The sequence below is a fragment of the Streptomyces daqingensis genome (genome assembly GCF_014645895.1).
GTDB lineage: Bacteria > Actinomycetota > Actinomycetes > Streptomycetales > Streptomycetaceae > Streptomyces > Streptomyces daqingensis.
Genome location: NZ_BMMP01000010.1, coordinates 253,292 through 280,247 on the forward strand (window position 1 = coordinate 253,292; position 26,956 = coordinate 280,247).

General features: G+C 70.4%; 29 protein-coding genes. 19 read left to right on the forward strand and 10 right to left on the reverse strand.

Annotation, left to right across the window (positions count from 1 at the left end):
• Positions 1–13: 13 nt before the first annotated feature.
• From IEY56_RS16920 to moaA, 3 genes are all read left to right on the forward strand, one after another.
• Entirely contained in the window at positions 14–373 is a 360-nt protein-coding gene (locus IEY56_RS16920) for a DUF485 domain-containing protein (RefSeq protein WP_074467822.1), read from the forward strand.
• Entirely contained in the window at positions 370–2,007 is a 1,638-nt protein-coding gene (locus IEY56_RS16925; protein WP_189038019.1) for a monocarboxylic acid transporter, read from the forward strand. Before IEY56_RS16920 ends, IEY56_RS16925 begins: the two co-directional genes overlap by 4 nt.
• Positions 2,008–2,135: 128 nt before the next feature.
• Complete coding sequence (gene moaA / locus IEY56_RS16930; protein WP_189038020.1) at positions 2,136–3,125, forward strand: GTP 3',8-cyclase MoaA; 990 nt, start codon at positions 2,136–2,138, stop codon at positions 3,123–3,125.
• Here moaA and IEY56_RS16935 read toward each other — a convergent pair.
• Both IEY56_RS16935 and IEY56_RS16940 read right to left on the reverse strand, forming a co-directional pair.
• Positions 3,108–3,365, reverse strand: a complete 258-nt coding sequence (locus IEY56_RS16935) for a hypothetical protein (RefSeq protein WP_189038021.1) — start codon at positions 3,363–3,365, stop codon at positions 3,108–3,110. The genes moaA and IEY56_RS16935 overlap by 18 nt on opposite strands.
• A gap of 205 nt (positions 3,366–3,570) precedes the next feature.
• A complete protein-coding gene (locus IEY56_RS16940) occupies positions 3,571–3,927 on the reverse strand; it encodes a DUF3099 domain-containing protein (RefSeq protein WP_189038022.1) in 357 nt (118 codons plus the stop codon).
• Between the two features lie 273 nt (positions 3,928–4,200).
• Between IEY56_RS16940 and IEY56_RS16945 the strand changes: the two genes are divergently transcribed.
• Complete coding sequence (locus IEY56_RS16945; protein WP_189038023.1) at positions 4,201–4,482, forward strand: GlsB/YeaQ/YmgE family stress response membrane protein; 282 nt, start codon at positions 4,201–4,203, stop codon at positions 4,480–4,482.
• A 114-nt stretch (positions 4,483–4,596) separates the two neighbouring features.
• Here the strand turns inward: IEY56_RS16945 and tyrS are convergent, their stop codons facing one another.
• Positions 4,597–6,009, reverse strand: coding sequence for a tyrosine--tRNA ligase (gene tyrS, locus IEY56_RS16950; protein ID WP_189038024.1), 1,413 nt, complete (start codon positions 6,007–6,009; stop codon positions 4,597–4,599).
• 279 nt (positions 6,010–6,288) lie between these two features.
• On the opposite strand from tyrS, the gene fabG reads away from it, so the two are divergent.
• Positions 6,289–7,008 (forward strand): 3-oxoacyl-[acyl-carrier-protein] reductase, encoded by a 720-nt coding sequence (gene fabG / locus IEY56_RS16955; protein WP_189038025.1) that lies wholly within the window; start codon positions 6,289–6,291, stop codon positions 7,006–7,008.
• Positions 7,009–7,010: 2 nt separating this feature from the next.
• Entirely contained in the window at positions 7,011–7,781 is a 771-nt protein-coding gene (gene fabI / locus IEY56_RS16960) for an enoyl-ACP reductase FabI (RefSeq protein ID WP_189038026.1), read from the forward strand.
• A gap of 115 nt (positions 7,782–7,896) precedes the next feature.
• On the opposite strand, the gene IEY56_RS16965 is transcribed toward fabI, so the two are convergent.
• Complete coding sequence (locus tag IEY56_RS16965; RefSeq protein ID WP_189038027.1) at positions 7,897–8,589, reverse strand: FadR/GntR family transcriptional regulator; 693 nt, start codon at positions 8,587–8,589, stop codon at positions 7,897–7,899.
• A 108-nt stretch (positions 8,590–8,697) separates the two neighbouring features.
• Here IEY56_RS16965 and IEY56_RS16970 point away from each other — a divergent pair, with 108 nt between their 5' ends.
• The 4 genes from IEY56_RS16970 to IEY56_RS16980 all read left to right on the forward strand — a co-directional run bounded on the left by IEY56_RS16970 (position 8,698) and on the right by IEY56_RS16980 (position 11,313).
• Positions 8,698–10,074 carry a CynX/NimT family MFS transporter gene (locus tag IEY56_RS16970; protein ID WP_373292109.1) on the forward strand — a complete coding sequence of 459 codons (1,377 nt, stop codon included), beginning with the start codon at positions 8,698–8,700 and terminating at the stop codon, positions 10,072–10,074.
• A gap of 17 nt (positions 10,075–10,091) precedes the next feature.
• Entirely contained in the window at positions 10,092–10,208 is a 117-nt protein-coding gene (locus IEY56_RS28860) for an SGM_5486 family transporter-associated protein (RefSeq protein ID WP_254666801.1), read from the forward strand.
• 251 nt (positions 10,209–10,459) lie between these two features.
• Positions 10,460–10,708: a hypothetical protein gene (locus IEY56_RS16975; RefSeq protein ID WP_189038079.1), complete on the forward strand. Its 249-nt coding sequence runs from the start codon at positions 10,460–10,462 to the stop codon at positions 10,706–10,708.
• Between the two features lie 77 nt (positions 10,709–10,785).
• A complete protein-coding gene (locus tag IEY56_RS16980; protein WP_189038029.1) occupies positions 10,786–11,313 on the forward strand; it encodes a SixA phosphatase family protein in 528 nt (175 codons plus the stop codon).
• A 161-nt stretch (positions 11,314–11,474) separates the two neighbouring features.
• Here IEY56_RS16980 and serB read toward each other — a convergent pair whose 3' ends face one another.
• Entirely contained in the window at positions 11,475–12,773 is a 1,299-nt protein-coding gene (serB, locus tag IEY56_RS16985) for a phosphoserine phosphatase SerB (RefSeq protein ID WP_189038030.1), read from the reverse strand.
• Between the two features lie 260 nt (positions 12,774–13,033).
• Here serB and IEY56_RS16990 point away from each other — a divergent pair, with 260 nt between their 5' ends.
• On the forward strand, positions 13,034–15,748 hold the full coding sequence (locus IEY56_RS16990) for an ABC transporter ATP-binding protein/permease (RefSeq protein WP_189038031.1): 2,715 nt from the start codon (positions 13,034–13,036) through the stop codon (positions 15,746–15,748).
• 105 nt (positions 15,749–15,853) lie between these two features.
• Here IEY56_RS16990 and IEY56_RS16995 read toward each other — a convergent pair whose 3' ends face one another.
• Positions 15,854–16,540: an aggregation-promoting factor C-terminal-like domain-containing protein gene (locus IEY56_RS16995; RefSeq protein ID WP_189038032.1), complete on the reverse strand. Its 687-nt coding sequence runs from the start codon at positions 16,538–16,540 to the stop codon at positions 15,854–15,856.
• A gap of 370 nt (positions 16,541–16,910) precedes the next feature.
• On the opposite strand from IEY56_RS16995, the gene IEY56_RS17000 reads away from it, so the two are divergent.
• Both IEY56_RS17000 and IEY56_RS17005 read left to right on the forward strand, forming a co-directional pair.
• The gene (locus IEY56_RS17000) at positions 16,911–18,092 is read left to right on the forward strand and encodes a GAF domain-containing sensor histidine kinase (RefSeq protein ID WP_189038033.1); all 1,182 of its coding nucleotides are present in this window, start codon (positions 16,911–16,913) and stop codon (positions 18,090–18,092) included.
• A complete protein-coding gene (locus IEY56_RS17005; RefSeq protein ID WP_189038034.1) occupies positions 18,085–18,723 on the forward strand; it encodes a response regulator in 639 nt (212 codons plus the stop codon). Before IEY56_RS17000 ends, IEY56_RS17005 begins: the two co-directional genes overlap by 8 nt.
• Positions 18,724–18,815: 92 nt before the next feature.
• Here IEY56_RS17005 and IEY56_RS17010 read toward each other — a convergent pair whose 3' ends face one another.
• The gene (locus IEY56_RS17010) at positions 18,816–19,664 is read right to left on the reverse strand and encodes an Rv1486c family protein (protein WP_189038035.1); all 849 of its coding nucleotides are present in this window, start codon (positions 19,662–19,664) and stop codon (positions 18,816–18,818) included.
• Between the two features lie 107 nt (positions 19,665–19,771).
• Here IEY56_RS17010 and IEY56_RS17015 point away from each other — a divergent pair, with 107 nt between their 5' ends.
• The 4 genes from IEY56_RS17015 (at position 19,772) to IEY56_RS17030 (ending at position 22,954) form a co-directional block, all read left to right on the forward strand.
• Positions 19,772–20,563: an ABC transporter ATP-binding protein gene (locus IEY56_RS17015; RefSeq protein ID WP_189038036.1), complete on the forward strand. Its 792-nt coding sequence runs from the start codon at positions 19,772–19,774 to the stop codon at positions 20,561–20,563.
• Positions 20,564–20,584: 21 nt separating this feature from the next.
• Entirely contained in the window at positions 20,585–21,010 is a 426-nt protein-coding gene (locus IEY56_RS17020) for an NfeD family protein (protein WP_189038037.1), read from the forward strand.
• A gap of 107 nt (positions 21,011–21,117) precedes the next feature.
• The gene (locus IEY56_RS17025) at positions 21,118–22,086 is read left to right on the forward strand and encodes an SPFH domain-containing protein (RefSeq protein WP_189038038.1); all 969 of its coding nucleotides are present in this window, start codon (positions 21,118–21,120) and stop codon (positions 22,084–22,086) included.
• Positions 22,087–22,180: 94 nt separating this feature from the next.
• Positions 22,181–22,954: a sulfite exporter TauE/SafE family protein gene (locus tag IEY56_RS17030; protein ID WP_189038078.1), complete on the forward strand. Its 774-nt coding sequence runs from the start codon at positions 22,181–22,183 to the stop codon at positions 22,952–22,954.
• A gap of 35 nt (positions 22,955–22,989) precedes the next feature.
• On the opposite strand, the gene IEY56_RS17035 is transcribed toward IEY56_RS17030, so the two are convergent.
• Positions 22,990–23,529, reverse strand: a complete 540-nt coding sequence (locus tag IEY56_RS17035) for an HNH endonuclease (protein ID WP_189038039.1) — start codon at positions 23,527–23,529, stop codon at positions 22,990–22,992.
• 375 nt (positions 23,530–23,904) lie between these two features.
• Positions 23,905–24,444 carry a YbhB/YbcL family Raf kinase inhibitor-like protein gene (locus IEY56_RS17040; protein WP_189038040.1) on the reverse strand — a complete coding sequence of 180 codons (540 nt, stop codon included), beginning with the start codon at positions 24,442–24,444 and terminating at the stop codon, positions 23,905–23,907.
• Between the two features lie 112 nt (positions 24,445–24,556).
• Between IEY56_RS17040 and IEY56_RS17045 the strand changes: the two genes are divergently transcribed.
• Positions 24,557–24,997 carry a barstar family protein gene (locus IEY56_RS17045; RefSeq protein ID WP_189038041.1) on the forward strand — a complete coding sequence of 147 codons (441 nt, stop codon included), beginning with the start codon at positions 24,557–24,559 and terminating at the stop codon, positions 24,995–24,997.
• A 51-nt stretch (positions 24,998–25,048) separates the two neighbouring features.
• Here IEY56_RS17045 and IEY56_RS17050 read toward each other — a convergent pair whose 3' ends face one another.
• The gene (locus IEY56_RS17050; protein ID WP_189038042.1) at positions 25,049–25,831 is read right to left on the reverse strand and encodes a sporulation protein; all 783 of its coding nucleotides are present in this window, start codon (positions 25,829–25,831) and stop codon (positions 25,049–25,051) included.
• Positions 25,832–26,005: 174 nt separating this feature from the next.
• Between IEY56_RS17050 and IEY56_RS17055 the strand changes: the two genes are divergently transcribed.
• Positions 26,006–26,701 carry a DNA-3-methyladenine glycosylase gene (locus IEY56_RS17055; RefSeq protein WP_189038043.1) on the forward strand — a complete coding sequence of 232 codons (696 nt, stop codon included), beginning with the start codon at positions 26,006–26,008 and terminating at the stop codon, positions 26,699–26,701.
• Positions 26,702–26,956 lie beyond the last annotated feature (255 nt).

Below are 26,956 nucleotides of genomic sequence, written 5' to 3' on the forward strand. Positions count from 1 at the left end.
GACTGGAGTTCCCGTGGACTCAGCACCAGCCTCAGGATCAGAAAGCGAGAGGTCCGGCCCCGCAGACAGCACGGACTACGCGCAGGTGCAGGACAGCGCCGAGTTCGGTGAGCTGCGCAGCACCTACCGCTCCTTCGCCTTTCCTCTCACCGTCGGCTTCATCGCCTGGTACCTCCTGTACGTACTGCTCTCGAACTACGCGGCCGGATTCATGGCCACCAAGGTCGTCGGCAGTATCAACATGGCCTTCGTCCTGGGCCTCGCACAGTTCCTCACCACCTTCCTGATCGCCGTGTGGTACTCCCGGTTCGCCGCCTCGAAGTTCGACCCCAAGGCTGCTGCCATCAAGAAGCGCCTGGAGGGTGACGCATGAGCCTCACACAGTCCCTCGCATCGGAGCAACTGCAGCTTGCCGCCGCGAGCCAGCACCGCACTCTGATCGTCACACTGTTCACGGTCTTCGTCCTGCTCACGCTCGGCGTCACCGTCTGGGCCGGCCGCAGAACCAAGGACGCCACGGACTTCTACGCGGGCGGGCGCGAGTTCAGCGGCTTCCAGAACGGGCTGGCCATCTCCGGCGACTACATGTCGGCCGCGTCCTTCCTGGGCATCGCCGGTGCGATCGCGCTCTCCGGATACGACGGCTTCCTCTACTCCATCGGGTTCCTCGTGGCCTGGCTGGTGGCCCTCGTGCTGGTCGCGGAGCCGCTGCGCAACTCCGGCCGCTACACCATGGGCGACGTGCTGGCGTTCCGGATGCGGCAGCGCCCGGTCCGCACGGCCGCGGGCATCTCGACGATCATCGTCTCGATCTTCTACCTGCTGGCCCAGATGGTCGGTGCGGGCGCCCTCGTCGCGCTGCTGCTCGGCATCTCGGGCGAGGCCGGCAAGAACCTCATCGTGGTCCTCGTCGGCGTCGTGATGATCCTCTACGTGACGATCGGCGGCATGAAGGGCACCACGTGGGTGCAGATGATCAAGGCCGTCCTGCTCATCGGCGGAACGCTCGTGGTCACGGCGCTGGTCTTCCACAAGTTCAACTACAACCTCTCGACCCTGCTGGACGCCGCGGCGGCCAACAGCGGGAAGGGCAGTTCCTTCCTGGAGCCGGGCCTGAAGTACGGGGTGGACACCACCTCGAAGATCAACTTCATCTCGCTGGGCCTCGCCCTCGTCCTCGGCACCGCCGGACTCCCGCACATCCTGATCCGCTTCTACACCGTCCCGACGGCCATGGCCGCGCGTAAGTCGGTGAACTGGGCCATCGGGATCATCGGCGGCTTCTACCTGATGACGATCGCGCTGGGCTTCGGCGCCGCGGCGCTGCTCTCACCGAAGACGATCACCGAATCCGATGCGGCGGGGAACACGGCCGCGCCGCTGCTCGCCCAGGAGATCGGCGGCGGAGCGGACTCGACCGGCGGGGCGATCCTGCTCGCCATGATCTCGGCCGTCGCCTTCGCGACGATCCTGGCCGTGGTCGCGGGCCTCACCCTCGCCTCGTCGTCCTCCTTCGCGCACGACCTGTACGCCAACGTGATCCGCAAGGGCCAGGCGACGGACAAGGAGGAGGTCGGCGCCGCGCGGATCTCCTCGGTGATCATCGGCGGCGTCGCGATCGTCCTCGGCATCTTCGCCGGCGGGCTGAACGTGGCGGGCCTCGTCGCTCTCGCCTTCGCGGTAGCGGCGTCCGCCAACCTGCCGACGATCCTCTACAGCCTCTTCTGGAAGCGGTTCACCACCCAAGGCGCGCTGTGGTCGATCTACGGCGGTCTCGGCTCCTCGGTGCTGCTGGTGCTCTTCTCGCCGGTCGTCACCGGCAAGCCCACCTCGATGTTCCCCGAGGCGGACTTCGCCTGGTTCCCGCTGGAGAACCCCGGCCTGATCTCGATCCCGCTGGGCTTCCTGCTCGGCTGGATCGGCTCGGTCATCTCCAAGGAAGAGGAAGCCGTCAAGAAGCACGCCGAGCTGGAGGTCCGCTCCATGACGGGGTTCGGCGCGCACTGACGGAGAACGGCCGTGGGGCGGCACCTCCGCTGCCGCACGTGGGGCGCCACCGACGTCAACGATCTGTTGAATGTCGGTGGCGTCCCGTACTCTGCGAGAGTTGGCACAACCGTGGGAGGGCCGCCGGCATGCTGCTCGACACATACGGCCGAGTCGCCACCGACTTGCGCGTATCCCTGACCGACCGCTGCAATCTCCGCTGCACCTACTGCATGCCGGAGGAGGGCCTGCAGTGGCTTGCCAAGCCGGAGTTGCTCACCGACGACGAGATCGTCCGCCTGGTGCGCATCGCGGTCGACGAACTCGGCGTCGAGGAAGTGCGCTTCACCGGGGGAGAGCCGCTGCTCCGGCCGGGGCTCGTCGGCATCGTCGAGCGCTGCGCCGCACTCTCCAAGCGGCCGAAGATGTCCCTGACGACCAACGGCATCGGCCTGGAGCGCACGGCCACGGCCCTGCGGGACGCCGGGCTGGACAGGGTCAACGTCTCGCTGGACACGCTGGATCCGGACGTCTTCCAGCGCATGACCCGGCGCAAGCGGCACGCGGACGTCCTCCGCGGTCTGGCCGCGGCGCAGGACGCCGGCCTCACCCCCGTCAAGGTCAACTCCGTGCTGATGCCGGGGCAGAACGACGACGAGGCGCCCGACCTGCTCGCCTGGGCCGTCGCCCACGGATACGAACTCCGTTTCATCGAGCAGATGCCCCTGGACGCCCAGCACGGCTGGCAGCGCGACGGAATGATCACCGCGGGCGACATCCTGGAGTCGCTGCGCACCCGTTTCACCCTCACCCCGGAGGGCGAGGACGAGCGCGGCTCCGCCCCCGCCGAGCGCTGGATCGTGGACGGCGGCCCGCACCGGGTCGGCGTCATCGCCTCGGTCACGCGGCCCTTCTGCCGCGCCTGCGACCGCACGCGGCTGACGGCCGACGGACAGGTGCGCACATGCCTGTTCGCCACCGAGGAGTCCGACCTGCGTGGCGCCCTGCGCGACGGAGCCGCGGACGACGAGATCGCCGCCCGCTGGCGCCTCGCCATGTGGGGCAAGAAGGCCGGCGCGGGCATCGACGATCCGTCGTTCGTGCAGCCCGACCGCCCGATGTCAGCCATCGGCGGCTGAGTCGCGGGCCCCGTCCTCCCATTCGCTGAGGCGGACGACGTCCTTCAGGAATCCGCGCATGTCCAAGAAGGACGAGAGATGCTCCCGGTGCTCGTCGCACGCCAGCCACGTCTTGCGGCGCTGCGGCGTGTGCACCTTGGGGTTGTTCCAGGCCAGCACCCAAACCGCGGGCGCCCGGCAGCCCTTGGCGGAGCAGATGGGAGTCTCGGGGCTCTCGGAGGTCTCGTTGGAGGGAAGCACACCCCCATCCAACACCCCCTCCGGACAAACAAACGACGCCGGGCAGCCACGGGGGGAGCCGCCCGGCGTCGGTCTTGTCGCTCCGACGGGGGATGCGGAGCGCCTAAGAAGTATGGCACGGGGACCCGTGCGAGGTGCAGCGGAACAACATGATTGATCTGAGCTTTTCTTGAGGATGTCGCGTGCGCTCGGCGCGCGCGGGCGATCAGCCGCGGTCGGCCGTCGAATCGCCGGGCCGGCCGTGACGAGGTTCCGGAACGCTCTCCCCGGGGCCGATCGCCGGGCGCACGGGCGGGTCGATGAACGACGACGGGAGCGAAGGGGCGTTCTCACGGCCCGCGTTGGCGATCACCACGGCGACGTAGGGCAGCAGCGCGCCGATGACGAGAGTCCCGATGGCCAGAGGGCGTTGCACGTTCCACAGCACGACGGTCAGCAGTACCGAGAGCGTACGGATCAGCATCGAGATCACGTACCGGCGCTGCCTGCCCCGCACATCGTCCGCGAGGCTCTGGCGGGCACCCGTGATCCGGAAGACCTCTTCCTCGCGCTGCTTCCGCATCACTCTCCACCACCTTCGCCCTGGGCCGGCGAGCAGCCCGTCGCGGGTATGCGAACCCTCATCACGGTACGCCTCAGGTCGGACGCTCACGAGGCCGGGCCGCCCGGCCGGGGGAGCGGGGCGGTGATGCGGTGCGGCCCGTACGGAGCAGTCCGTCATGCGGCGTAGGGCGCCCGGCGCCAAGCTGACGGCGGCAGCGGCGCACTCGCGCGTCGGCAGCGCACTCCCGCGCCGGCGACGGCGGATCCGGGCGCGGACGGAGACGGAGGCACGATGAACTGGTTGTGGGCGATCATCGTCGGGCTGGTGCTGGGCGTGCTCGCCCGCGCGATCATCCCGGGCAAGCAGCACATCCCGCTGTGGCTGACGGCGGTCTTCGGGCTCCTCGGCGCCATTCTGGGCAACGCCGTGGCCTCGTGGGCGGGCGTCGGCGTCACCAGCGGGTTCGACTGGATCAGGCACGGGCTCCAGCTGGGCGGCGCGGTGCTCGTCGTCGCCCTGGGCACCCCGCTGTGGGAGTCGATCCGGGGGAGGAGGCGGCGTCAGCGCGTCTGACCCGTGCGGGGTCCCGCAGCCGTCCGCGGGCCCGTCCTGCCGCGGGGCCCGCCGTGCAGTCCTGCCGCGCGACCGCAGGACTGCACGGCGCGCGGCAGGACGTGTGGCAGGCGTCTAGATGCCCTGGATCTGCGCGATCTTGCGGCCCGCCTTGAGGTAGAGCGTCCCGCTCGTGCCCGCCTCGGCGAGCTTCTCGGACACGACCTCGCCGAGCGGGCGCAGCGCCTCCGCCTCCGGCAGCACGATGGACCGCTGGTCCCCGCCGTCCGTCTCGACGACCAGCTTCAGCCCGTTCTGCTTGGCGATGCGCCGTGCCGCCGAGGCGCTCGGCGTGAACTCCAGCACCCGCGTGAGGATCGCCGCGATGCCTTCGCCGCCGTGCTCCGCGGCGTCCACGACCGGCAGCGTCCCGACGTCGCCGAAGGACTTCTTGCTGAACTGGGCGGTGAAGCCCGCCCGGGCCGATTTCGCCGCCGCGGCGCCGTGCAGCGCGGTGACGACCTCGCCCGCCAGTACCTTCTTCAGATCCATCGGATGCAGCGTCCGTGCCTCGCAGCGGGCAGCTGCCTGGTCGATCTCGGCGTCCGTCCACTCCGTCCAGGCACGCAGGTACGGCACCATCAGCCGGTCCGGGATCGACATGATCTTGCCGTAGACGTCGTCCGCCGCGGCGGTCAGACCGATGTAGTTGTCCTTGGACTTGGACATCTTGGCGCCCGAGCCGTCGGTGCCCTCGATCAACGGCATGGCGGCGATCATCTGGGGCCGCTGGCCGTGCTGCTCCATCAGCCGCCGGCCCATCTGCATGTTCAACAGCTGGTCCACGCCGCCGAGTTCGATGTCGCACTCCAGCTCGACGGAGTCGAGAGCCATCGCCACGGGGTAGATGAGCTCGGACATGGTCAGTCCCGACCCCTGGGCGAGCCGGTTGCGGAAGTCCTCCCGCTGCAGCAGTGCCGAGGCCGGCACCTGTGCGAGCAGGGAGATCAGCTGCGCGAAGCCGATGCTGCCGAGCCAGTCGCTGTTGTGCCGGAAGCTCACGTTCTCGAAGTCGAAGAACGGACGGACCTGGTCCTGGTAGCCCGCCAGGTTCTTGGCGATGTCCGCGTCGGTGAGCGCGGGGCGCTCCGCGGTGCGGCCTGACGGGTCGCCGATCTTCGCGGTGAAGTCGCCGATGATCAGCGTCACGTCGTGCCCCATCCGCTGGAAGCGGCTGAGGACGATCATCTGCACGGCATGACCGAGGTGCACGTCGGCCGCCGTGGGGTCGATGCCGAGCTTGACGTGCAGGCCCTTCCCGGCGGTCGCCTTCGCCTCGATCGCCTCGGCGAGCTTCTCCACCGAGGGCAGCACCTCGACGGCGCGCGCGCCGATGAGCGCGGCCTGGTCCTTCGCCGGGAGGTCGCTCAGATCCATATACCGCCGCGACCCCGTCTCCGCGAGCAGCCGCTCGACGGTCTCGTCGGAGGAGAGGTCCTGCGCCAGCAGCTGGCTGGCGCGCTGTACGGAGTCGCCGAGGCGTGTCACGTTCTGTCCTGGAGATCGGAGCGGACAAGGGTCGCCCAGAGTCTATTCGGGTCGGTGAGCCGCTCGCCGGGCCCGTCCGGCCGGGCCGTCGGGGGAGCCCCGCCCCGCCGCCGGAATGTGTAGGGATCCCACAGTGCCTCGTGCGGCCCCCTGTCGCTGACGGATTCCCGGTCGGGCCGCCTCGGCGGATAGTTTCGTACGGACAGACATCGGCCGCTTCCTCGCCGTGCGCAGCGCGTACGCGACAAGAGCGGAGACCGCAGAAAGGGTGGTCCTACCTTGAGCCGCTCGGTACTCGTCACCGGAGGCAACCGCGGCATCGGCCTCGCCATCGCCCGGGCCTTCGCCGACGCAGGGGACCAGGTCGCCGTCACCTACCGCTCGGGCGAGCCGCCCGAGTCCCTCATGAAGAGCGGTGCCCTGGCGGTCCGTTGCGACATCACCGACCCCGAACAGGTGGAGAGGGCCTACAAGGAGGTCGAGGAGAAGCACGGCCCGGTCGAGGTCCTCGTCGCCAACGCCGGTGTGACGCGGGACCAGTTGCTGCTGCGCATGTCCGAGGAGGACTTCGGCGCGGTGCTCGACACGAACCTCACGGGAACGTTCCGCGTCGTGAAGCGTGCGACGAAGCGGATGCTGCGTGCGCGCTCCGGCCGGATCGTCCTCATCTCGTCCGTCGTCGGCCTGCTCGGCTCGGCGGGACAGGCCAACTACGCGGCGTCCAAGGCGGGACTGGTCGGCTTCGCCCGCTCGGTCGCCCGTGAACTGGGCTCCCGTAACATCACCTGCAACGTCGTCGCGCCGGGCTTCGTCGACACCGACATGACGAAGGCGCTCACCGACGAGCAGCGCGAGAACATCGTCGGGCAGGTGCCGCTGGGCCGCTACGCCCAGCCGGAGGAAGTCGCCGCCTCCGTCCGCTTCCTCGCCTCCGAGGAAGCCGCATACATCACCGGAGCCGTCATTCCTGTCGACGGCGGATTGGGCATGGGCCACTGAAGATGAGCGGAATCCTGGCCGGCAAGCGCATCCTTGTCACCGGCGTCCTCACCGAGGGCTCGATCGCCTTCCACGCCGCGAAGATCGCGCAGGAGGAGGGCGCGGAGGTCGTACTCACCGGGTTCGGCAGGCTCTCCCTGGTCCAGCGGATCGCCAAGCGCCTGCCGAAGGAAGCCCCCGTCATCGAGCTGGACGTGACGAACCAGGAGCACCTGGACTCTCTCGCCGGAAAGATCGGCGAGCACCTCGGCGAGGACGCCCAGCTCGACGGCATCGTCCACTCCATCGCCTTCGGTCCCCAGGGCGCGTTCAACTTCCTCGAGGCGAGCTGGGAGGACGTCGGCACGGCCGTGCACGTCTCCGCCTACTCCCTCAAGTCGCTGACGACGGCGTGCCTTCCGCTGATGCCGCGCGGCGGCTCGGTCGTGGGACTCACCTTCGACGCGCAGATCGCCTGGCCCAAGTACGACTGGATGGGCGTGGCCAAGGCGGCGCTGGAGTCGACGAACCGTTACCTCGCACGTGATCTGGGCGCGAAGAACGTGCGGTGCAACCTGATCTCGGCCGGCCCGATCAAGTCGATGGCGGCCAAGTCCATTCCGGGCTTCGAGGAGCTCGCGGACGTCTGGAACCACCGGGCCCCCATCGGCTGGGAACTGGCCGACCCGGACCCGGCGGGGCGCGGCGTCGTCGGTCTGCTGTCGGACTTCTTCCCCAAGACGACGGGGGAGATCGTCCACGTGGACGGCGGCGTGCACATGATGGGCGCCTGACCGCAGGCACCCGCCCCACCCACGTTCCACCCCACGCCTCACGGCACGAGCGGCCCCGGTGCGACGCCGGGGCCGCTGCGCGTCGACGTCAGCGCGGGAGCCCCGTGGGCGGCGCTCAGGCGCCCTGTTTCGCCTTCCGCACCCCGCAGCCCCACTCCTGCGTGTGGGAGGCGGCCTCCCGCTCCGCGGCCTCCGCGTCACCGGCCTGGACCGCCCGGACGAGTCCCGCGTGGTCCATGTGGTTCTCCGGGCGCAGCTCCCCGCCGACGTCGAAGCGGAGGAAGTCGCGCATCACTTCCCCCAAGTCCGAGTAGACCGCTGTCAGTACGTCGTTGTGCGAGGCCGCGACGACGCCGAGGTGGAGGCTCGCGTCCGCCTCGACGAACGATTCCACGTCGCCCGACGCCCAGGCCGCCTCGCGGCGCTCCAGCAGCGCCTCGATCTGCGCCATGTCGCCCTCGGTGCGCCGCAGCGCCGCCAGCCGCGCCGCCGAGGTCTCCAGCGCGGCCCGCATCTCCGCCACGTGGCGCGGGTCGGCGTCGGCGAAGCGGCGGTGCATGACGCCCGCCAGCTCACTGGTCGCGACGACGTACGTGCCGGAGCCCTGACGGATGTCCAGCAACCCGTTGTGCGCCAGGGCGCGTACCGCTTCCCGCACGGTGTTGCGGGCCACTCCCAGCTGCTCCACGAGCTCCGGCTCCGTCGGGATGCGCGTCCCGACCGGCCACTCGCCGGACGTGATCGCGGAGCGCAGCGCCGAGATCACCTGGTCTGCCAGAGCGGAGCGTTGCGGCGAGGGAAGGTTCATCTCTCTCCCGTGTGCGTCGGCCGCGGGCTCTTCCCGTCAGCTCCTGTGGAGGGGAGGATACGCGTTGGCACGTATTCATCCCATGATTCTATGATGGGGCGCATGCCCATGACGGAAGACGACCTGCAGCGCGACGGCCTCCCCGCGGACCGCCGCCCGGCTGCGCCCGCCACCCCGCAGACCGGCCCCCACGGGGCCGCGCCCGCGGTACCGCGCTGGGTCGTGCCGCTGCTCGCCGCGGGCCTGCTCGTCGCCGCGCTCAATCTGCGTCCCGCCATCGCCGCGCTCGGCCCGCTCCTGAAGGAGGTCCGCTCCGACCTGGGCATGAGCGGCGCGGTGGCCGGGCTGCTCACCTCCGTGCCCGGGCTGTGCTTCGCCGTCTTCGGCAGCCTCGCCCCGCGGCTCGCCCGGCGCCGCGGCCCCGCCCCGGTGGTGCTGGCCGGCATGGTCGCGATCACCGCGGGCCTCGCGCTGCGCCCCTTCGCCGGGGGCACGGTGTCCTTCCTGGCGGCGAGCGCGCTGGCCCTCGCGGGCATCGCGGTCAGCAACGTCCTGATGCCGGTCGTCGTCAAACGATGGTTCCCCGGCCGTATCGGGTCGATGACCGGCCTCTACTCGATGGGTCTCGCCCTCGGCACCGCGGGCGCCGCGGCGGTCACCGTGCCCATGACCGGGGCCCTGGGAGGCAGTTGGCGGGCGGGTCTCGGCGCCTGGGCGCTGCTCGGTGTGCTGGCGATCATCCCGTGGGCCGTGGTGCTGAAGGACCCGGGCAGCCGCCGGGCGGCGTCCCCGGCAGGGCGCGAGCCCGGCCGTCCGGGCGTCACCGCCGGCCGACGCAGCGGCGGCGGGGACGGGGCCGCCGGCCGCCGCGACGGCGACGCAGACAGCCCCGGGAGCGACGGCCGCATCCGTATCCGCACCTCGCGCACCGCGTGGGCGCTGGGCGGCTTCTTCGGCCTCCAGGCGTCCGCCGCCTACATCGTGCTCGGCTGGCTCCCGGAGATCTTCCGGGACGCCGGCGTCCCCGCCTCCTCCGCCGGGCTGATGCTCGCCGTCACCATGGGCATGGGCGTGCCTCTGGCCTTCGTCGTGCCGAGAGTGGCGGCCCGGATGCGCCACCAGGGCCCTCTCATCGTGGCCCTGGCCATGTGCGGGCTCACCGGGTACACGGGCCTGTGGTTCGCGCCGGGAGCCGGGGCCTGGCTGTGGGCGCTGCTGCTGGGCATCGCCAACTGCGCCTTCCCCGTCGCGCTCACCATGATCAGCCTGCGGTCCCGTTCCAGCGCGGGCGTGGCACAGCTGTCGGCCTTCGCGCAGAGCACGGGCTACCTGCTGTCCATCCCCGGGCCGCTGCTCGTGGGTGTTCTGCACGACGTCAGCGGCGGCTGGCGCGTCCCCCTGCTGCTGATGATGGCGTTGCTGCTGGCCCAGACGGCTGTGGGAGTGCTGGCCGGCCGGGACCGCGTCATCGAGGACGGGCGCTGAGTGCGACACTGACCGGTATGCCAGTGCTCGAACCAGCCCCGCAGAACGGCCAGAAGAAGCTGCTCCTGATCATGGGAGCGATCTTCGGCATCATGATCGTCATCGGCGTCGTCGCCAACATCGCCGCTCCCTGACGCCCCCTGCACCCCGGCTTCCGCCGAACCCCGACGCCCGCCCGACCCCTGAGGCTGCCCCTCCCCGACGCCCGGCTCTGACCGGCTTGCGGGACCGCCGCGCCGTCCGATGGTGGTGCTGGCCCCACCACCCCCAGGGGGTCTGGGTCAGGGGAAAGTGGGTGGATCACCGGATGGGGCGCCCGCCCGCTGCTCCGTAGCGTCTCCGAGTACACCGCCGGACGCTCTACGGACGAGGGAGAGGCGAGCCCATGACGACGGCCCGTGCCCGTGACGACAGTCCGCGCAGCGTCACCGCCGCCCGGCGGCAGGCCCCGCCTTCCGGCGGTGACGGCCGCGAGCTGCTGCCCTGGTGGGCGGCGGTGCTGCCGGTCCTCGCCTTCGCGCTGCTGCTGAGCCTGCTGATCGGCGGGGGAGACGCGAACGCGGCGGCTCCGCAGCCCTGGGCGGACGTCCTCGCGGTGGTCCTGGAGCGCTTCGAGCAGGCGTTGCTCGGCTGACGGCCGGAAAGCGGCCGCTCTTTCCGCACTGTCAACACCCTCCGCCCCGCACGGCGTTTCGTGCGAAGCTGGGAGACATGAGCGTCGATGTGCCCCGCAGTATCGTCCTTGTCCGGCACGCGAAGGCCGACTGGCCGGAAGTCGCAGATCACGAGCGCCCCCTGGCAGACCGGGGCCGCAAGGACGCCGCGGCAGTCGGTGAGTGGCTGGCGACCCACGGCGTCGCCCCCGGGCTGACCCTCTGCTCGACAGCCGTCCGCACCCGTGAGACGTGGAAGCTGACCGCGCCGCATCTGCCCCACCGTCCCAGAACCGTCTACGAGGAGCGCCTGTACGACGCCTCGCCCGGCGAGATCATCGCGGTGATCAACGACGTTCCCGAGGACGTCGAGAACCTGCTGGTCGTGGCCCACAACCCGGGAGTGCAGGGTGTCGCCGAGGTGCTGACCGGCTCCTCCGAGGGCGACTCCCTGGAGCGCATGCAGCGCAACGGCTTTCCGACGTCGGCGGTCGCGGTGCTGCGCTTCGACGGGACGTGGAAGTCCGTCGAGCCGGGCACCGCGACCCTGACCGGCTACTGGGCGCCGCACGAACCGCACGAGTGAGGGGCGCCGCCCCCGGACACGCCTGATTCCCCGAGCCTCGCGGTGGCCCGCGCCGGTCCCCGGCGCGGGCCGCCTGGCGTGTGCGGGCGCAACACGGGTGCGGGGCCCGGCCCTTGCGCGGCGGCACCGGACGGTGCGCGGCGGAGCCGGGGGCCGTACGTTCAGGAGGCCGGGACGCCCAGCAGACGTTCGCCGTCCGTGTCGTGGTCGTCGCTCCCGGCGGAGCCGTCGGCGGCCTCGACCTCTTCCCTCGTCACCCCGAGCAGGTACAGGACGGTGTCCAGGAAGGGCACGTTGACGGCGGTGTGCGCGGCCTCGCGCACGACGGGCTTCGCGTTGAACGCCACGCCCAGACCCGCCGCGTTGAGCATCCCGAGGTCGTTGGCGCCGTCGCCGATGGCGACGGTCTGCAGCAGCGGGACCCCCGCCTCGGAGGCGAAGCGGCGCAGCAGCCGCGCCTTGCCCTCCCGGTCGACGATGTCCCCGGTGACGCGGCCGGTGAGCTTGCCGTCGACGACCTCCAGCGTGTTCGCGGAGGCGAAGTCCAGCCCCAGTTCCACTTTCAGCGCGTCCGTGATCTGCGTGAATCCGCCGGAGACGACGCCGACTTGGTAGCCGAGGCGCTTGAGGGTCCGCACGAGCGTGCGTGCGCCGGGCGTGAGCCGTACGTCCTTGCGCACCTTGTCGACGACGGACGCGTCCAGGCCCTCCAGCAGGGCCACCCGTGCGTGCAGCGACTGCTCGAAGTCCAGCTCCCCGCGCATGGCGCGTGCGGTGACCTCGGCGACCTCGTCCTCGCAGTCCGCGTAGGCGGCGAAGAGTTCGATCACCTCGTCCTGGATCAGCGTGGAGTCGACGTCCATCACGACCAGGCGCTGCGCGCGGCGCTGCAGCCCGGAGGCGACGACGGCGATGTCCACACCGTGCTTCGCCGCCTCCAGCGCCAGCGACGTGCGCAGCGTCTGCGTCCCGGTCCCGGAGACGTCGAACTCCACCGCGGTCACCGGGTACTTGGCGAGCCGGAAGATGCGGTCGATGTTGCCGCCCGTCGCGGTGATGCTGGCGGCGATGGCGGCCGTCGACGAGGCGGTCAGCGGCTGCCCGAGCACCGTGACGTGCGAACGGCCGGTGCCGCGCGGCCGGTTGTCGCCCACGCCGGAGATGATCTCGGCCTCGAGCCCCATCGACTCCGCCCAGCTGTGCACGGTGGCCCGCAGTTCGCCCTCGCAGGCCGGTCCCTGGCCGTTGCCGGAGCCGCCGGTGCCGGGTGCGGTCACGAGCGCGCACAGCGTTATGCGTCCACGGGTGACGAGCTGCTCGATGTCGACGACTTCCACGCTGAAGGCGGCAAGGGTGTCGAACAGTCCGGCCGTGATGCCGGGCCGGTCCTTGCCGAAGATCTTCACCAGGAGCGTGGGGGTGTCGGCGTACGAAGGCGGGGTGGCCGGCGATGTGGTCATGATGTTCTTACGGTATCGCTGCGAGGCCGGTCGCACCCCCCGGGGGCTCAGCTCCGTCCGGATCCTTTCGCTCGCCGGAGGCGGTCTTGAGCAGCCACGTTGCACTCGGCGAGGGCTCGTACGCACCCGGTCGGCCACAGTCGAATCGGGGTTGTGACATGGGCCGACTTCCTGTCAGGGACCTGGGCCTGAAATAGTTCCAGACGATGTTCGCCATCCCTAGGCTCCCGTAGTGGGGGAGTCACTCGGGGGACAACTTTGTGGGGCATGGAGTGCCGGAACTCGTACTGGAATTGAACGGACAAACCTGGACGCTCGATCCGTCCAGGACGTATGCGCTGGGGCGCGATCCCCAGGGCGACGTGGTGATCGACGACGCCAGGGTCTCCTGGCGGCACGCCACCATCAAGTGGAGCGGACGCGGCTGGGTCATCGAGGACAGCGGGAGCACCAACGGCTCGTACGTCCAGGGGCAGCGCGTCCAGCAGGCGGAGCTCGGCCCGGGCACGAGCGTGCACCTGGGCAACGCCACCGACGGGCCGCATCTGAAGCTCTCGGGCTCGGGGGCACCGGCGGGCGGGGGCGCGGGCGCACCCGCGCAGCACCAGCAGCAGCCCGCACACCAGGCGCAGGCGCCCCAGGGGCGGGCCGCTCAGGCCCCGCCGCAGCACCCTGGCGGCGGCGCACCCGGCGGCGTGCAGGGGCAGCCGGCGGCGCAGGGCTGGGGCGGGCAGCCCCAGCAGCCCGGTGTCCCGCAGCAGCAAGCGGGCTGGCAGCAGCCGGGAGTCCCGGCACAGCAGGGCGGCGGCCAGGCCTACCCCGCGGGAGCGGGCGCACAGCAGTACGCACCGCAGCAGGCGGCACCGCAGGCTCAGCCCTACGCGCCTCAGCACCCGCAGCAGGGCCAGCACCCCCAGCAGGGCGCCCAGCAGGCACACCCCCAGGCCGGGGGAGCACCGCACAGGGGCGGCGAGCGTCCGACCACCTTCCACCAGCTCGCGCTGGGCCGGGTGATGCGCATCGGCCGCGCCCTCGAGAACGAGCTGGTCGTCTCCGACCTGCAGGTCTCGCGGCACCACGCGGAGTTCCACGCGTCGCCGGACGGACGCTTCGAGATCCGCGACCTCGGCAGCCACAACGGCACGTACGTCAACGGGCAGCTGCTTCCGAAGTCCGGCTCCGCGGTGATCACACCGCAGGACACGGTCGGCGTCGGCCACTCGACGTTCCGCCTGGTCGGCGACCGGCTCGAGGAGTTCGTCGACACCGGCGAGGTCTCCTTCTCGGCCCGCCATCTGACGGTGAAGGTCGACAACGGCAAGGTGATCCTCAACAACGTCACCTTCGGCGTGCCGGAGAAGTCGCTGATCGGCGTGATCGGCCCGTCCGGCTCCGGCAAGTCCACGCTGCTGCGTGCGCTGACCGGCTACCGTCCCGCCGACGTCGGTGAAGTCCTGTACGACAACCGCAACCTCTACCAGCACTTCGCCGAACTCCGGCAGCGCATCGGCCTCGTCCCGCAGGACGACATCCTCCACAAGGAGCTGCGGGTCCGTACCGCTCTGCGCTACGCGGCCCGGCTCCGCTTCCCCGGCGACGTCGCGGTCGCCGAGCGCAACGCGCGCGTCGAGGAAGTGCTCGCGGAGCTCAAGCTCGACATCCACGCCGACAAGAAGGTCACCTCGCTCTCCGGCGGTCAGCGCAAGCGCGTCTCCGTCGCCCTGGAGCTGCTGACCAAGCCGTCGCTGATATTCCTGGACGAGCCCACCTCGGGCCTCGACCCGGGCATGGACCGCGACGTCATGCAGCTGCTGCGCGGCCTCGCCGACGACGGCCGCACGGTCCTCGTCGTCACGCACTCCGTGGCGGAACTCGGCCTGTGCGACAAGTTGCTGGTGATGGCGCCGGGCGGCGGCGTCGCCTACTTCGGGCCCCCCGAGGAGGCGCTGAACTTCTTCGGCTACAGCACCTGGGCGGACGTCTTCTCCGCCTTCGAGAACTACCGCGACTACGACTGGATGGGCCGCTGGCAGGGCTCGCAGCACTACCAGATGTACGCCGCGGACCTCGACGCCGTCTCCCCGCAGCAGGCGCAGCAGGTCCAGGCCCCGCCGACGCGGATGCGCAAACCGCAGAGCTGGGGCTCGCAGTTCTGGACGCTGGTGCGCCGCTACGTCTCCGTCATCGCCTCCGACAAGGGTTTCCTGGCGCTGACGGTGATCCTGCCCCTTGTCCTCGGCGGCGTCAGCACCCTCATCCCGAGCGACTACGGACTCGGCTACGGCCCGCTGAACAAGGCGCGGACGAACCGGGACGCCAGCACGATCATGCTCATCATCGCGGTGGGCATGTGCTTCTCCGGAGCCGCCAACTCCGTACGAGAGCTGATCAAGGAACGGGTCATCTACGAGCGCGAACGGGCCACGGGCCTCTCGCGGTCGGCCTATCTGATGTCCAAGGTGCTCGTGCTCGGGATCGTCACCGCCGTGCAGGGTGTGATCATCTCCGCCATCGGCTTCGCCCCGCGTGAACTCCCGTCGGAGGGCCTGCTGGCGGAGGACCTGCCCGCCGTCGAGATGACGCTCGCCGTCATCACGCTGGGCTTCACCTCGATGATGTTCGGCCTGATCATCTCCGCGCTCGTGAAGACGGCGGAGAAGACCATGCCGCTGCTGGTCATGTTCGCCATCGTCCAGGTGGTCTTCACCGGCGTGCTCTTCCAGCTGTTCGACACCCCGGGTGTGGGGCAGTTCTCCTGGCTGATGCCGTCCCGCTGGGCGGTCGCCGCCATGGGCGCCACGGCCGACATGAACACGCTGCTGCCGTGGGAGAAGGGCAACCCGGATCCGCTGTGGGAGCACACGGCCGCCACGTACGTGCTCGACATGGCCGTCCTCATGGGGCTCGGCGTCGCGCTGGTCTTCGTCGTCGCGCGGCTCCTGCGCCGCCACGAGCCGGAGGTCATGCGCAAGTAGCGGCAGGGCCGGGCCCTTCGGCTCGGCGCGCACGGAAGGCGGCGGCCCCCTTCGCGGGGACCGCCGCCTTCGCGCTGTACGGGAACACGCCCCGCTGCTGCCGGCTCAGTACCAGTTGTTGGCCTGCCAGAAGGACCAGGCGCCGCACGGGCTGCCGTAGCGGTCCTTCATGTAGCCGAGGCCCCACTTGATCTGCGTGGTCGCGCTGTTCCGCCAGTCCGGGCCGGCTGAGGCCATCTTGGAGCCCGGCAGGGCCTGCACGAGGCCGTAGGCGCCGCTGGGGTTCTGCGCGTGGACGTCCCAGCCGCTCTCGCGCTCGACGATGTTCGAGAAGCACTGGAACTGCTTCTCGGAACCGATGATCTGCCGCGCGATCTGCTTCGGAGAGCCCGAGGGGGACGCGGCGCGCTCGGCGGACCGGCTCGCCGCCTGCTTGCGCTGACGCTCGCGCTCGGCCTTCTTCGCCTGTTCGGCCGCCTCCAGCCGCGCCTTGGCGCGGGCTTCGGCCTTCTCGCGCGCCTCCTTCTCGGCGCTCGCGCGGGCCCGGCCGTCGGCGGCCGTGGTCTGGGCGTCGATGCCCGCCTTCTGGGCGGCGGGGCTGCCGGCGGCTGTCTGAAGGGCGATCGCCTGTGCTGCCGGCTCCGATCCGGCAGTGTCGTTTCCGCTGTCCTTCTGCCCTGGCACGACGCTGAACGCGATGGCGGTCACGCCGACGGCGGCCGCACCTGTGGCCGCCGAGATCTTGTGCAGACGGGACAGCCTGCCGTGGCGTTCGGGAGTGGGAACGCTCATGGGGAGGAAACCTCTTCCAGATTGCGGACCGCAGCGACAGTGGCCGCTACGGCGGCAGCAATTCTCAGCTGCCGTCAGTCACCGAGCAAAAATCACCATTACTAACCTTGATAGTGGTTCGCGAAAAGGTCGGAGGCCTTGACGTGTCAGCGCTGCACGTCCGGTCAGTGGGCAACTACTACTAAGCAAGCTCGTACGTGATCTGCGTCCTATGCGGCGACTCACACCGCATACCCGATTACATTTACGCAGTGTGTAGAAGCTATAAACGCAGAGTCACGCGCCTGGGTCTCGGTCCTAGGTCCTGAGACCCCCTCCTCCGGGGCGTCCGTCCGATACCTCCGCGACGTCCCGCCGGTACCGTGACGGCATGCTCCAAAGCTCCGGGCTCGCCGCTGTCAGCGCCGCGTTGCTCGCCATGAACCGGCAACTCGAGGTGCGCGACGTACTGCAGACGATCGTCGCCTCGGCCCGCGATCTGCTGGACGCCGAATACGCGGCACTCGGAGTACCCGACGACCAGGGCGGGTTCGCCCAGTTCGTCGTCGACGGAGTCTCGGACGAGCAGTGGAAGGCAATCGGCCCGCTGCCCCGGCAGCACGGCATCCTCGCGGCGATGCTCCACGAGGCGACACCGCAGCGCCTCGCGGACGTACGCGCCGACTCCCGCTTCGAGGGGTGGCCCAGCGCCCACCCCGAACTGGCCGACTTCCTGGGCATGCCCGTCGCCGACGGCGAGAACGTCCTGGGCGCCCTCTTCCTCGCCAACAAGCGCTGCCCGCCCGCCCGGGACGAACCCGGGCAGGGGCCTCCGGACCAGGCGGCGGCGCGCGGTTGCTCGTTCTCCGAGGACGACGAGCGGCTGCTGCGCCTCCTCGCCCAGCACGCCGCCATCGCCCTCACCAACGCCCGGCTCCATGAGCGGAGCCGCGAGCTGACGATCGCCGGCGAGCGCGCCCGCATCGCCCACGACCTGCACGACGCCGTGGCCCAGAAGCTCTTCTCGCTGCGGCTGACCGCCCAGGCGGCGACGGCCCTCGTCGACCGCGATCCCGGGCGCGCGAAGGCCGAACTGCACGAGATCGACCGGCTCACGGCCGAGGCGGCCGAGGAACTGAGGGCCGCCGTCGTCGAACTGCGTCCCGCAGCGCTCGACGAGGACGGGCTCGTCGCCACCTTGAGAACCCAGACCCGAGTGCTCCACCGCGCCCACTCGGCCGAGGTCGCCTTCTCCACCGAGGGAAGCCCCCGGGCGCTGCCCTCGGCGCACGAGGAGGCGCTGCTGCGGGTCGCGCAGGAAGCCGTGCACAACGCGCTCCGCCATGCCTCGGCCGTCCGCGTCGACGTGGTGCTCACCTTCGGCGCCTCCGCCGTGCGGCTGCGCGTCGCCGACGACGGCCGGGGCTTCGACCCGAAGGCCGTGCGCAAGGCGGGACGTCACCTGGGACTGGTGTCGATGCGCGACAGGGCCCAGTGCGTCGGCGGCCGGCTGGCCGTGCAGTCGGAGCCCGGCAAGGGCGCCGTCATCGAGATGGAGGTGCCCGGTGGCTGACCCGATCCGTGTGCTCATCGTCGACGACCACCTGGTCGTACGGCGCGGACTGCGCACTTTCCTGGAGATCCAGGACGACATCGAGGTGGTCGGGGAGGCCGCCGACGGCGAGGAGGGCGTGGCCCGCGCCGAGGAACTGCGCCCGGACATCGTCCTGATGGACGTGAAGATGCCCGGCACCGACGGGATCGAGGCGCTGAGACAGCTCGTGCAGCTCGGCAACCCCGCCCGCGTGCTCGTCGTCACGAGCTTCACCGAGCAGCGCACCGTCGTCCCGGCCCTGCGGGCGGGAGCCGCGGGCTACGTCTACAAGGACGTGGACCCGGACGCCCTCGCGGGGGCCATCCGCTCCATCCACGCGGGCCACGTGCTGCTGCAGCCCGAAGTCGCCGGGGCGCTGCTCTCCGAGGGGCCGGGCGGGAGCGCGGGGCGCGGCACGCAGCTCACCGAGCGCGAGCGGGAGGTGCTGGAGCTGATAGCGGACGGGCGCTCCAACCGGGAGATCGCCCGGGCGCTCGTCCTGTCGGAGAAGACGGTGAAGACCCACGTGTCGAACATTCTGATGAAGCTCGACCTCGCCGACCGCACCCAGGCGGCGCTGTGGGCCGTCCGCCACGGGCTCACGCACTGACGGGCCCCGCCCTGAGCCCGGCGGCACTCCCCTCCGGCGGACTTTCCGGGCGCCGCACGCAGCGAGTTCCGCTCCTCAGCGGCCAGGCTCGCTTACATCCGCTTGCGTTCGAGCTCCTCCGCGTAGGCGTTGTACGCCGCGACCTGCGCCCGCCTCGCCGTGCGCTCCACCGGACGGAGCGCCTCGGCCCGCGCCGCGATCTCGGACGAGCTCACCGCGCCGCCGTGCTCCCGGCCGTCTCCCGCGCCCTTGCCGCCGCCCGGCACGTCTCCCTGCGCGATGTCCACCAGCGCCCGCACACGCTGCGCGAGTTCCAGCACCCGCACGGCACGCGGCGTGTAGCCCGGGGCCAGCAGTCGCCTGCCCGCCTCCATCCGCGCCCGGTACGCCTCCAGGGCCGCGTCCGCCACGGGGCCCGAACCTGCCACGTCCAGCTTCGTGAGGAGATCCGTGGCCTCCCGCATGGCCTCGGCAAGCTCACGCTCCGCCTCGGCGAGGGAGGGCACGTCCGCGGGCGGCCCGTCCCGCAGGGGCAGGCAGTGCCACACCACCTCGACCTGCACGTCTCCCTCGGGCCCCGCCTCGTACAGCTCCGGGACGAGCCCCAGACCCGCCCCCGGAGCCAGCACCGCCTCGCCCGCGTCGAGAGCGCGGGAGTTGAGCTCCGGCGGCCCGCTCAGCCCCAGCGGATGCCCGGGCGCGGGAAGTGCCACCCGCAGTCCGTGCGTGCCCAGCGACCGCAGCCGGCCCAGCGCGAGAGTGAGACCCACGTGCTCCGGCTCCGGCCCGGCTCCGGGAGCGGCGGACGACGGCAGCGCCGCCACGCGGTGCGCCGCGTCCTCCCCGACGATCCGCTCGGCGGCCTCATCGGGCGAGATCAGCCCGGCAAAGAGTGCATTTCCCCAGGCGGCCATCCGCCCTGAACGAGGTTCTTGGAGCATGAGCACAGCCTAAGGAACAGGCCGTCGAACGCGTGGCGTAGGTTTTGTCTGGGGACTGTGCCCACAAGGCACGGGAAACGGCGACTGCAATGGGAGACAACGCGCTCATGAGCGAAGTACTGGAGCTGGTGGACGTATCCGTGGTCCGCGAGGGCCACGCTCTGCTGGACGACGTCTCCTGGTCGGTCAAGGAGGGCGAGCGCTGGGTCATCCTCGGACCCAACGGCGCCGGCAAGACGACCTTGCTCAACATGGCCTCCAGCTACCTCTTCCCGAGTTCCGGGACCGCCACCGTCCTCGGTGAACGGCTCGGCGCAGTCGACGTCTTCGAGCTCCGTCCCCGCATCGGCATGGCGGGCATCGCCATGGCCGAGAAGCTCCCCCGCTCCCAGACCGTCCTGCAGACGGTGCTCACCGCCGCGTACGGCATGACGGCGCACTGGCAGGAGGAGTACGAGGCGATCGACGAGGAGCGTGCCCGCGCCTTCCTCGACCGCCTCGGCATGAGCGACTACCTGGACCGCAAGTTCGGCACGCTCTCCGAGGGCGAGCGCAAGCGCACCCTGATCGCCCGCGCCATGATGACCGACCCCGAACTGCTGCTGCTGGACGAGCCGGCGGCAGGACTCGACCTCGGCGGCCGCGAGGACCTGGTGCGCAGGCTGGGCCGCCTCGCCCGCGATCCGTACGCCCCCTCCATGATCATGGTGACCCACCATGTCGAGGAGATCGCACCGGGCTTCACGCACGTACTGATGATCCGTCAGGGCCAGGTCCTCGCCGCGGGCCCCCTGGAGACCGAGCTGACCTCCCGAAATCTCTCCCGCTGCTTCGGACTTCCGCTCGTCGTGGAGGAGCGCGGCGACCGCTGGACCGCTCAGGGTCTGCCGCTGAGCTGATCGCGGGCCTACCATGGCCTTGTGGATGCATGGGTGTGGTGGTTGATAGCCGCGGTGGGGCTCGGGATTCCACTCGTCCTCACGGCGATGCCCGAGTTCGGAATGCTGGCCGTCGGAGGTGTGGCGGGCGCCGTCACCGCCGGGCTCGGCGGAGGCATGGTCGCGCAGGTCCTCGTCTTCGCGGTCGTCTCGACCGCGCTGATCGTCGTCGTCCAGCCGATCGCGCGCCGTTCACGGAGTCAGGCGCCGGCCATGAGCAGCGGCGTCGACGCCCTGCGCGGCCGCCAGGCGACGGTGCTGGAACGCGTCGACGGGCAGGGCGGAAGGATCAAGCTGGCGGGTGAGGTCTGGTCGGCCCGCGCGCTCGACGCGGACGCGGCCTACGAAACCGGCAGGCAGGTCGACGTGGTGGAGATCGACGGAGCCACCGCGGTCGTGATGGGATAGCCGCGAGGCGGGGTAACACCCTTGCGAGCAGGGCGAGTTGCTTGCGCCCGGGGTACTTCTACCGTCTGACAGACGTCAATCAGTGACATACGTGCAGGGGGACGGCGATGGACGCCATCATCATTGTCCTGATCATCCTGGTGGTGCTGGTCTTCATCGCACTCATCAAGACGATTCAGGTGATTCCGCAGGCGAGCGCCGCCATCGTCGAGCGCTTCGGCCGGTACACCCGCACCCTCAACGCGGGCCTGAACATCGTGGTCCCCTTCATCGACACGGTCCGCAACCGTGTCGACCTGCGTGAACAGGTCGTCCCGTTCCCGCCGCAGCCCGTCATCACGCAGGACAACCTCGTCGTGAACATCGACACCGTCATCTACTACCAGGTGACGGACGCCCGGGCTGCCACGTACGAGGTGGCCAGCTACATCCAGGCGATCGAGCAGCTCACGGTGACGACGCTCCGCAACATCATCGGCGGCATGGACCTGGAGCGGACGCTCACCTCCCGCGAGGAGATCAACGCGGCGCTGCGCGGCGTGCTCGACGAGGCCACCGGCAAGTGGGGCATCCGCGTCAACCGCGTCGAGCTGAAGGCCATCGAGCCCCCGACGTCCATCCAGGACTCGATGGAGAAGCAGATGCGTGCCGACCGCGACAAGCGCGCCGCGATCCTGCAGGCCGAAGGTGTGCGGCAGTCGGCGATCCTCACCGCCGAGGGCGAGAAGCAGTCGTCGATCCTGCGCGCCGAGGGCGAGGCCCGCTCGGCGGCGCTGCGCGCGGAAGGCGAAGCGCAGGCGATCCGCACGGTCTTCGAGTCGATCCACGCCGGCGACCCGGACCAGAAGCTCCTCTCCTACCAGTACCTGCAGATGCTCCCGAAGATCGCCGAAGGCGACGCCAACAAGCTCTGGATCGTCCCGAGCGAGATCGGCGACGCCCTGAAGGGACTCGGCGGCGCCCTCGACGGCTTCCGGCCCGGAGGCGGCGGGAACAGTGGCAGCACCGGCGGCAGCGGCAGCGACCCCACGAGCATGGTCAAGCCGCCCCGGCGGGACAGCCCCAGGATCGACTGAGCGGAAGCCGGCCCGCACGGCCGACCGGACCCGGATGCCCGCGCGAAATGCCCCTCGGGCATGATCAGTGTGTACGGCACTGATCAACTGGGGGATTCGCGTGACCATCTGGGAGGCAGTGGCCGTCTGCGTCGCCGGCGTCGGCGCAGGCGCCATCAATACGATCGTCGGCTCCGGCACCTTGCTGACCTTCCCGGTGCTGCTCGCCGTCGGCCTGCCGCCCGTCACGGCCAACGTCTCCAACGCACTGGGACTCGTGCCCGGATCGGTGAGCGGGGCGATCGGTTACAGGCGTGAGCTGCGCGGGCAGCTGCGCCGGGTGCTGCTGCTGGGCGGCGTGGCGCTCGTCGGTGCCCTCTCCGGAGCCGCACTGCTGGTCGTCCTGCCGTCCAGCGCCTTCGACACGATCGTGCCGGCGCTCATCGCGGTGGCGCTGCTCCTGGTCGCCTTCCAGCCCCGCCTCGCCCGCGCCGTGCAGCGACGCCGCGAGCGGAAGGGGGCGTCCGCCCGTCCCCAGGGCGGCGTGCTGCTGCCGTCCGGCATGCTCTTCGCGAGCGCTTACGGCGGCTACTTCGGCGCGGCGCAAGGCATCATCTACCTCGCCCTGATGGGACTGCTGCTGGATGAGGACCTGCAGCGGATCAACGCCGTGAAGAACGTGCTCGGTGCCCTGGTGAACGGCGCCGCGGCGGTGTTCTTCCTCTTCGTGGCGGACTTCGACTGGACGGCCGTCCTCCTGGTGGCGGGCGGCTCCGCGGCCGGTGGCGTGCTCGGAGCAGCGGTGGGCCGCAGACTGCGGCCCACCACCCTCCGCGTCATCATCGTGACGGTCGGAACCGCGGCCCTCGTCCACCAGCTCGTCCGCTGACGAAAGGAGCCGGGCCCTGAGGCCCGGCTCCTTTTTCACGCAGTGGCAGGCAGTCCCGTCGCGGAGTCCGCGGCGCGCGAGACGGTGAGCCACTGCGGCAGCGACGTACCGTCCGCGCGGTTCAGCGCCAGGAGCAGCGCGTCGGCAGGCGTGGGCTCGAACGGCTTCACCAGCAGCGTCATGCCCGCCTGAGCGGGCGTCCGGTCGGCCTTGCGGTGGTTGTCCGCCGCGCACGCGGCCACGGTGTTGAGCCACGTGTCGGCACCGCCCCGCGAGCGCGGCAGGATGTGGTCGACGGTGGTCGCCCGCCGCCCGCAGTAAGCGCACCGGTGCCGGTCCCGTACGAGGACGCCGCGCCGCGACCACGGCGCCCGTTGTCGGAAGGGAACCCGCACGTATCTGCGGAGCCTCACGACCTGGGGCACCGGAAGGTCGATGTCAGCCGCTCGTATACGGAGACCGGGGTGCGACTGCTCGACGACGGCCTTGTCCTGCATGACAAGCACAACGGCTCGCCGCAGCGACACCGTCGAAAGCGGCTCGAAGCTCGCATTGAGGATCAGCGTCTCGCGCATCCCCTCCACCTCCCCGATTCCGTTCCGCCCCCGTTGGCGGTTGGCACCACTGTGCCGTCGCACGGGACAGGGGACAACGCAATTACGGGGCGGCGCGCGGGAGATGACGAGCGGGCCGTACCGGCGGACCGGAAGATCGCAACCGGCAGAGAACCGGAAAGGTCGAAACCGGGAGGGGAAAGAAACAGCAATGCGGAAAAGGGGCAGCCGACGCGGTCGCCCGGCCCCCGGCCGGCCTCCGACGGACTGCTGGCGCAGACACGAGCGCCTCGCCGCCCCCGCACTGCGGTGCCGGCTGCCCGGCGACAACTGTGCTTTCGGGGACGACGAGGCGCAAAGGATTTTCCGCCCGCCCCGGAGGGCGTTCCGGCAGGCTCAGCCGTCCGCGGGCACCTCGTGGACGCCGATCAGCTGCGCACGTCCGATGGTCTTGAAGCGCAGGTTGAACCCGACGAACGCAGGCGTCGCGTCGGCATCCGGGCCCAGCTTCTCCTCCTGCACCGCGTAGACGGTGAAGACGTAACGGTGCGGGCCGTCACCGGGGGGCGGTGCGGCGCCGCCGAAGTCGCGCGTCCCGAAGTCGTTGCGCACGTGCACGGCGCCCTCGGGCAGACCTTCCATCTCACCCGTACCGGCGCCGACCGGCAGCTCCGTCACGGAGAGCGGAATGTCGAAGACCACCCAGTGCCAGAAACCGCTGCCCGTAGGCGCGTCCGGGTCGAAGCACGTCACGGCGAAGCTCCGGGTCTCCGGAGGGAACCCCTCCCAGCGCAGATGCGGGGAGACGTTGCCCTTCGCATACTGCTGTTCCGGACGCAGCCGTCCGCCCTCGGAGACGTCGCTGCTCACCACCTCGAACGAGGCGACGGGCGGGTGGAAGTCGTGGGGGAGCGGCGGTTGCTTCTGCTCGGTCACGTGGGAACCTCCTGATGGCGCGAATCGCTGCACCGGCCAGCCTAACGAGCCATGGTGCCGGACTTTGTCACCATGGGATCCACGACGAGACCTGCAAAGCGGTGGTGCGACGATGACCAGTCCCGTGGACCTGCCCGAACTCCCCGAACTGCCCGGTGACGGGCTGCCGGGCCTCTTCGAGGGCACCGTCCCGCCCGGCGTGTACCGCTGCGACTCCGTGGGCCCCGACGTCCTCATGCAGGCGGAGGCCGCGGACTGGATCGGCGCCGTCATCGACCTCAGCGACGTGACCACCAAGGTCGAGTTCATGGACCGCTGCGCCACCGGTCTGGAACTTCCCGACTGGTTCGGACGCAACTGGGACGCGCTGGCCGACTCCCTCACCGACCTCTCCTGGTGGGGCGAGACCAACGGCTACATGCTGATGACGGCCGGCTGGCCCGGCTTCGAGCAGGCAGACCCGGCCTCCGCCGCCACCGCCGTCAACGTCTTCACCGCGGCGGTGGGCTACTGGACGGTTCGCAGCGCCCCCCTCACCGTTCTCCTGGGCTGAGCACGCCGAGGGGCGGCAGGCGAAGCGCCCACCGCCCCTCGTGAAGTCGGATCAGAACCAGTTGCGCTGGCCCCCGACCTCCGTCAGCCACTGATTGATGAACGCGGTCCAGTCCGTCTGCTGGAAGTCCGTCAGGCTCACCTGGAACGCCCGGTACGAGTCACTGCCGCCGGTGAAGAGACCCGGCGCCTTGTCCATCTCCATGACGACGTCCATCTCCCTGCCGTCGGCCACGAAGGACAGCTCCACCTGCGAGAGCCCCCGGTACTGCTGCGGCGCCAGGAACTCGATTTCCTGGTAGAAGGGCAGCTGCTGGCGCGTGCCGCGGATCCGCCCCTTCTCCATGTCCGCCGACTTGAAGCGGAAGCCGAGGGCGCCGAAGGAGTCGAGGATCGCCTGCTGCGCGGGCAGGGCGTGCACGTTGACCGGGTCGATGTCGGTCGAGTCGACGGCCTGCGCGATGGCGAGCTCCGTCGAGACGCCGATGCTCATGCCCGTCAGCTGCTGCCCCATGAACATCGTGACGGGCGTCTCCCAGGGCACCTCCAGCTGGAACGGCACCGTGTGCTTGGCACCCTCCTTCAGCTCGAGCGCGCCGCCGAGCTGCTGCCGGCCGAACTCGATGTTCTGCTTCATCTCCCCGTCGTTCGTCTCGACCTCGACCTTCGCCATGAGACCGACGGACAGCCCCTGGATCTGCTGGTCGACAGAGCCCGCCTCGATGTGCACCTCACCCTGGACCACCCCTCCCGGCACCACGTTCGGCTCGTGCAGGACGGTGTCCACAGAGGCACTGCCTACGCCCAGACTCGCGAACAGCTTCTTGAAACCCATCTCTCCAGTCCCTCCCAGGCGCAGCCTGTGTGTCTTCGCCGATCACTCGTGCGTGCTCTGCTACCAGTACGCCCGAGGAGGGCCGGCGGTTCCGCCCCGCACCGGAAAGCGCCCCGTTCTCGCGCACTTGATGCGTCGGAAGCCGGAATCCCGGGTCGGTTACCCTCGGGCGGCATGATCGCTGGCCGAGACCGTACGCGAAGGAACGACCCCAGCCACACACCGCTACCCCGTTCGTTCTTCGACCGCCCGGTGCTGGAGGTGGCCCCGCAACTGCTGGGCCGCTACCTGGTGCGGACGAGCGACGAGGGCTGCATCGTCCTCCGCCTCACCGAGGTGGAGGCGTACGCGGGGGAGGCGGACCCCGGATCGCACGCCTTCCGCGGCCTCACCCGCCGCAACGCCTCGATGTTCGGACCGCCCGGCCACGCGTACGTCTACTTCATCTACGGCATGTGGTTCAGCCTCAACCTCGTGTGCGGCGCGGAAGGCCACGCGAGCGGTGTCCTGCTGCGCGCAGGCGAGGTGATCACCGGGGCCGGGCTGGCCCGTGCGCGGCGTCCCAAGGCACGTAAGGACGCGGAGCTCGCCAAGGGGCCCGCCCGGCTCGCGACCGCCCTCGACGTCGACAAGTCCCTGAACGGAACGGATCTGTGCGGCGTCGACGAGAGCGCCCCGCTCCGTGTCCTCACCGGTGAGCCCGTACAGCAGAAGCAAGTGCGGAGCGGCCCCAGGACCGGTGTGGGCGGTGCCGGATCGGTCCACCCGTGGCGCTACTGGGCCGACGGCGACCCCACCGTGAGCCCGTACCGTCCGCACCAACCCAGGCGGCGCCAAAGCTCACTTGACTCCGATGGTCCCAAGGTCTAACGTTGACCGAGTCGCTGAAACCGGGCAGGTCGTCCTCAGGCTCTCAAGCCGGGCGGATGCATCCGGAAGCGGCCAAACACTACCTACGATTTCCCCAACGGGTCGTTAATTGGCGTGCCATAAACGTCCCTGAAGGTTCCGATTAGGAGCCGGGAAGGAAATCCGCTAAAGTAGTGGACACCGAGAGGGAAGCGCCCGGAGTGGCCTGTGAAAGGGTTGCGATGGAAGCGTCCGTTCTTTGAGAACTCAACAGCG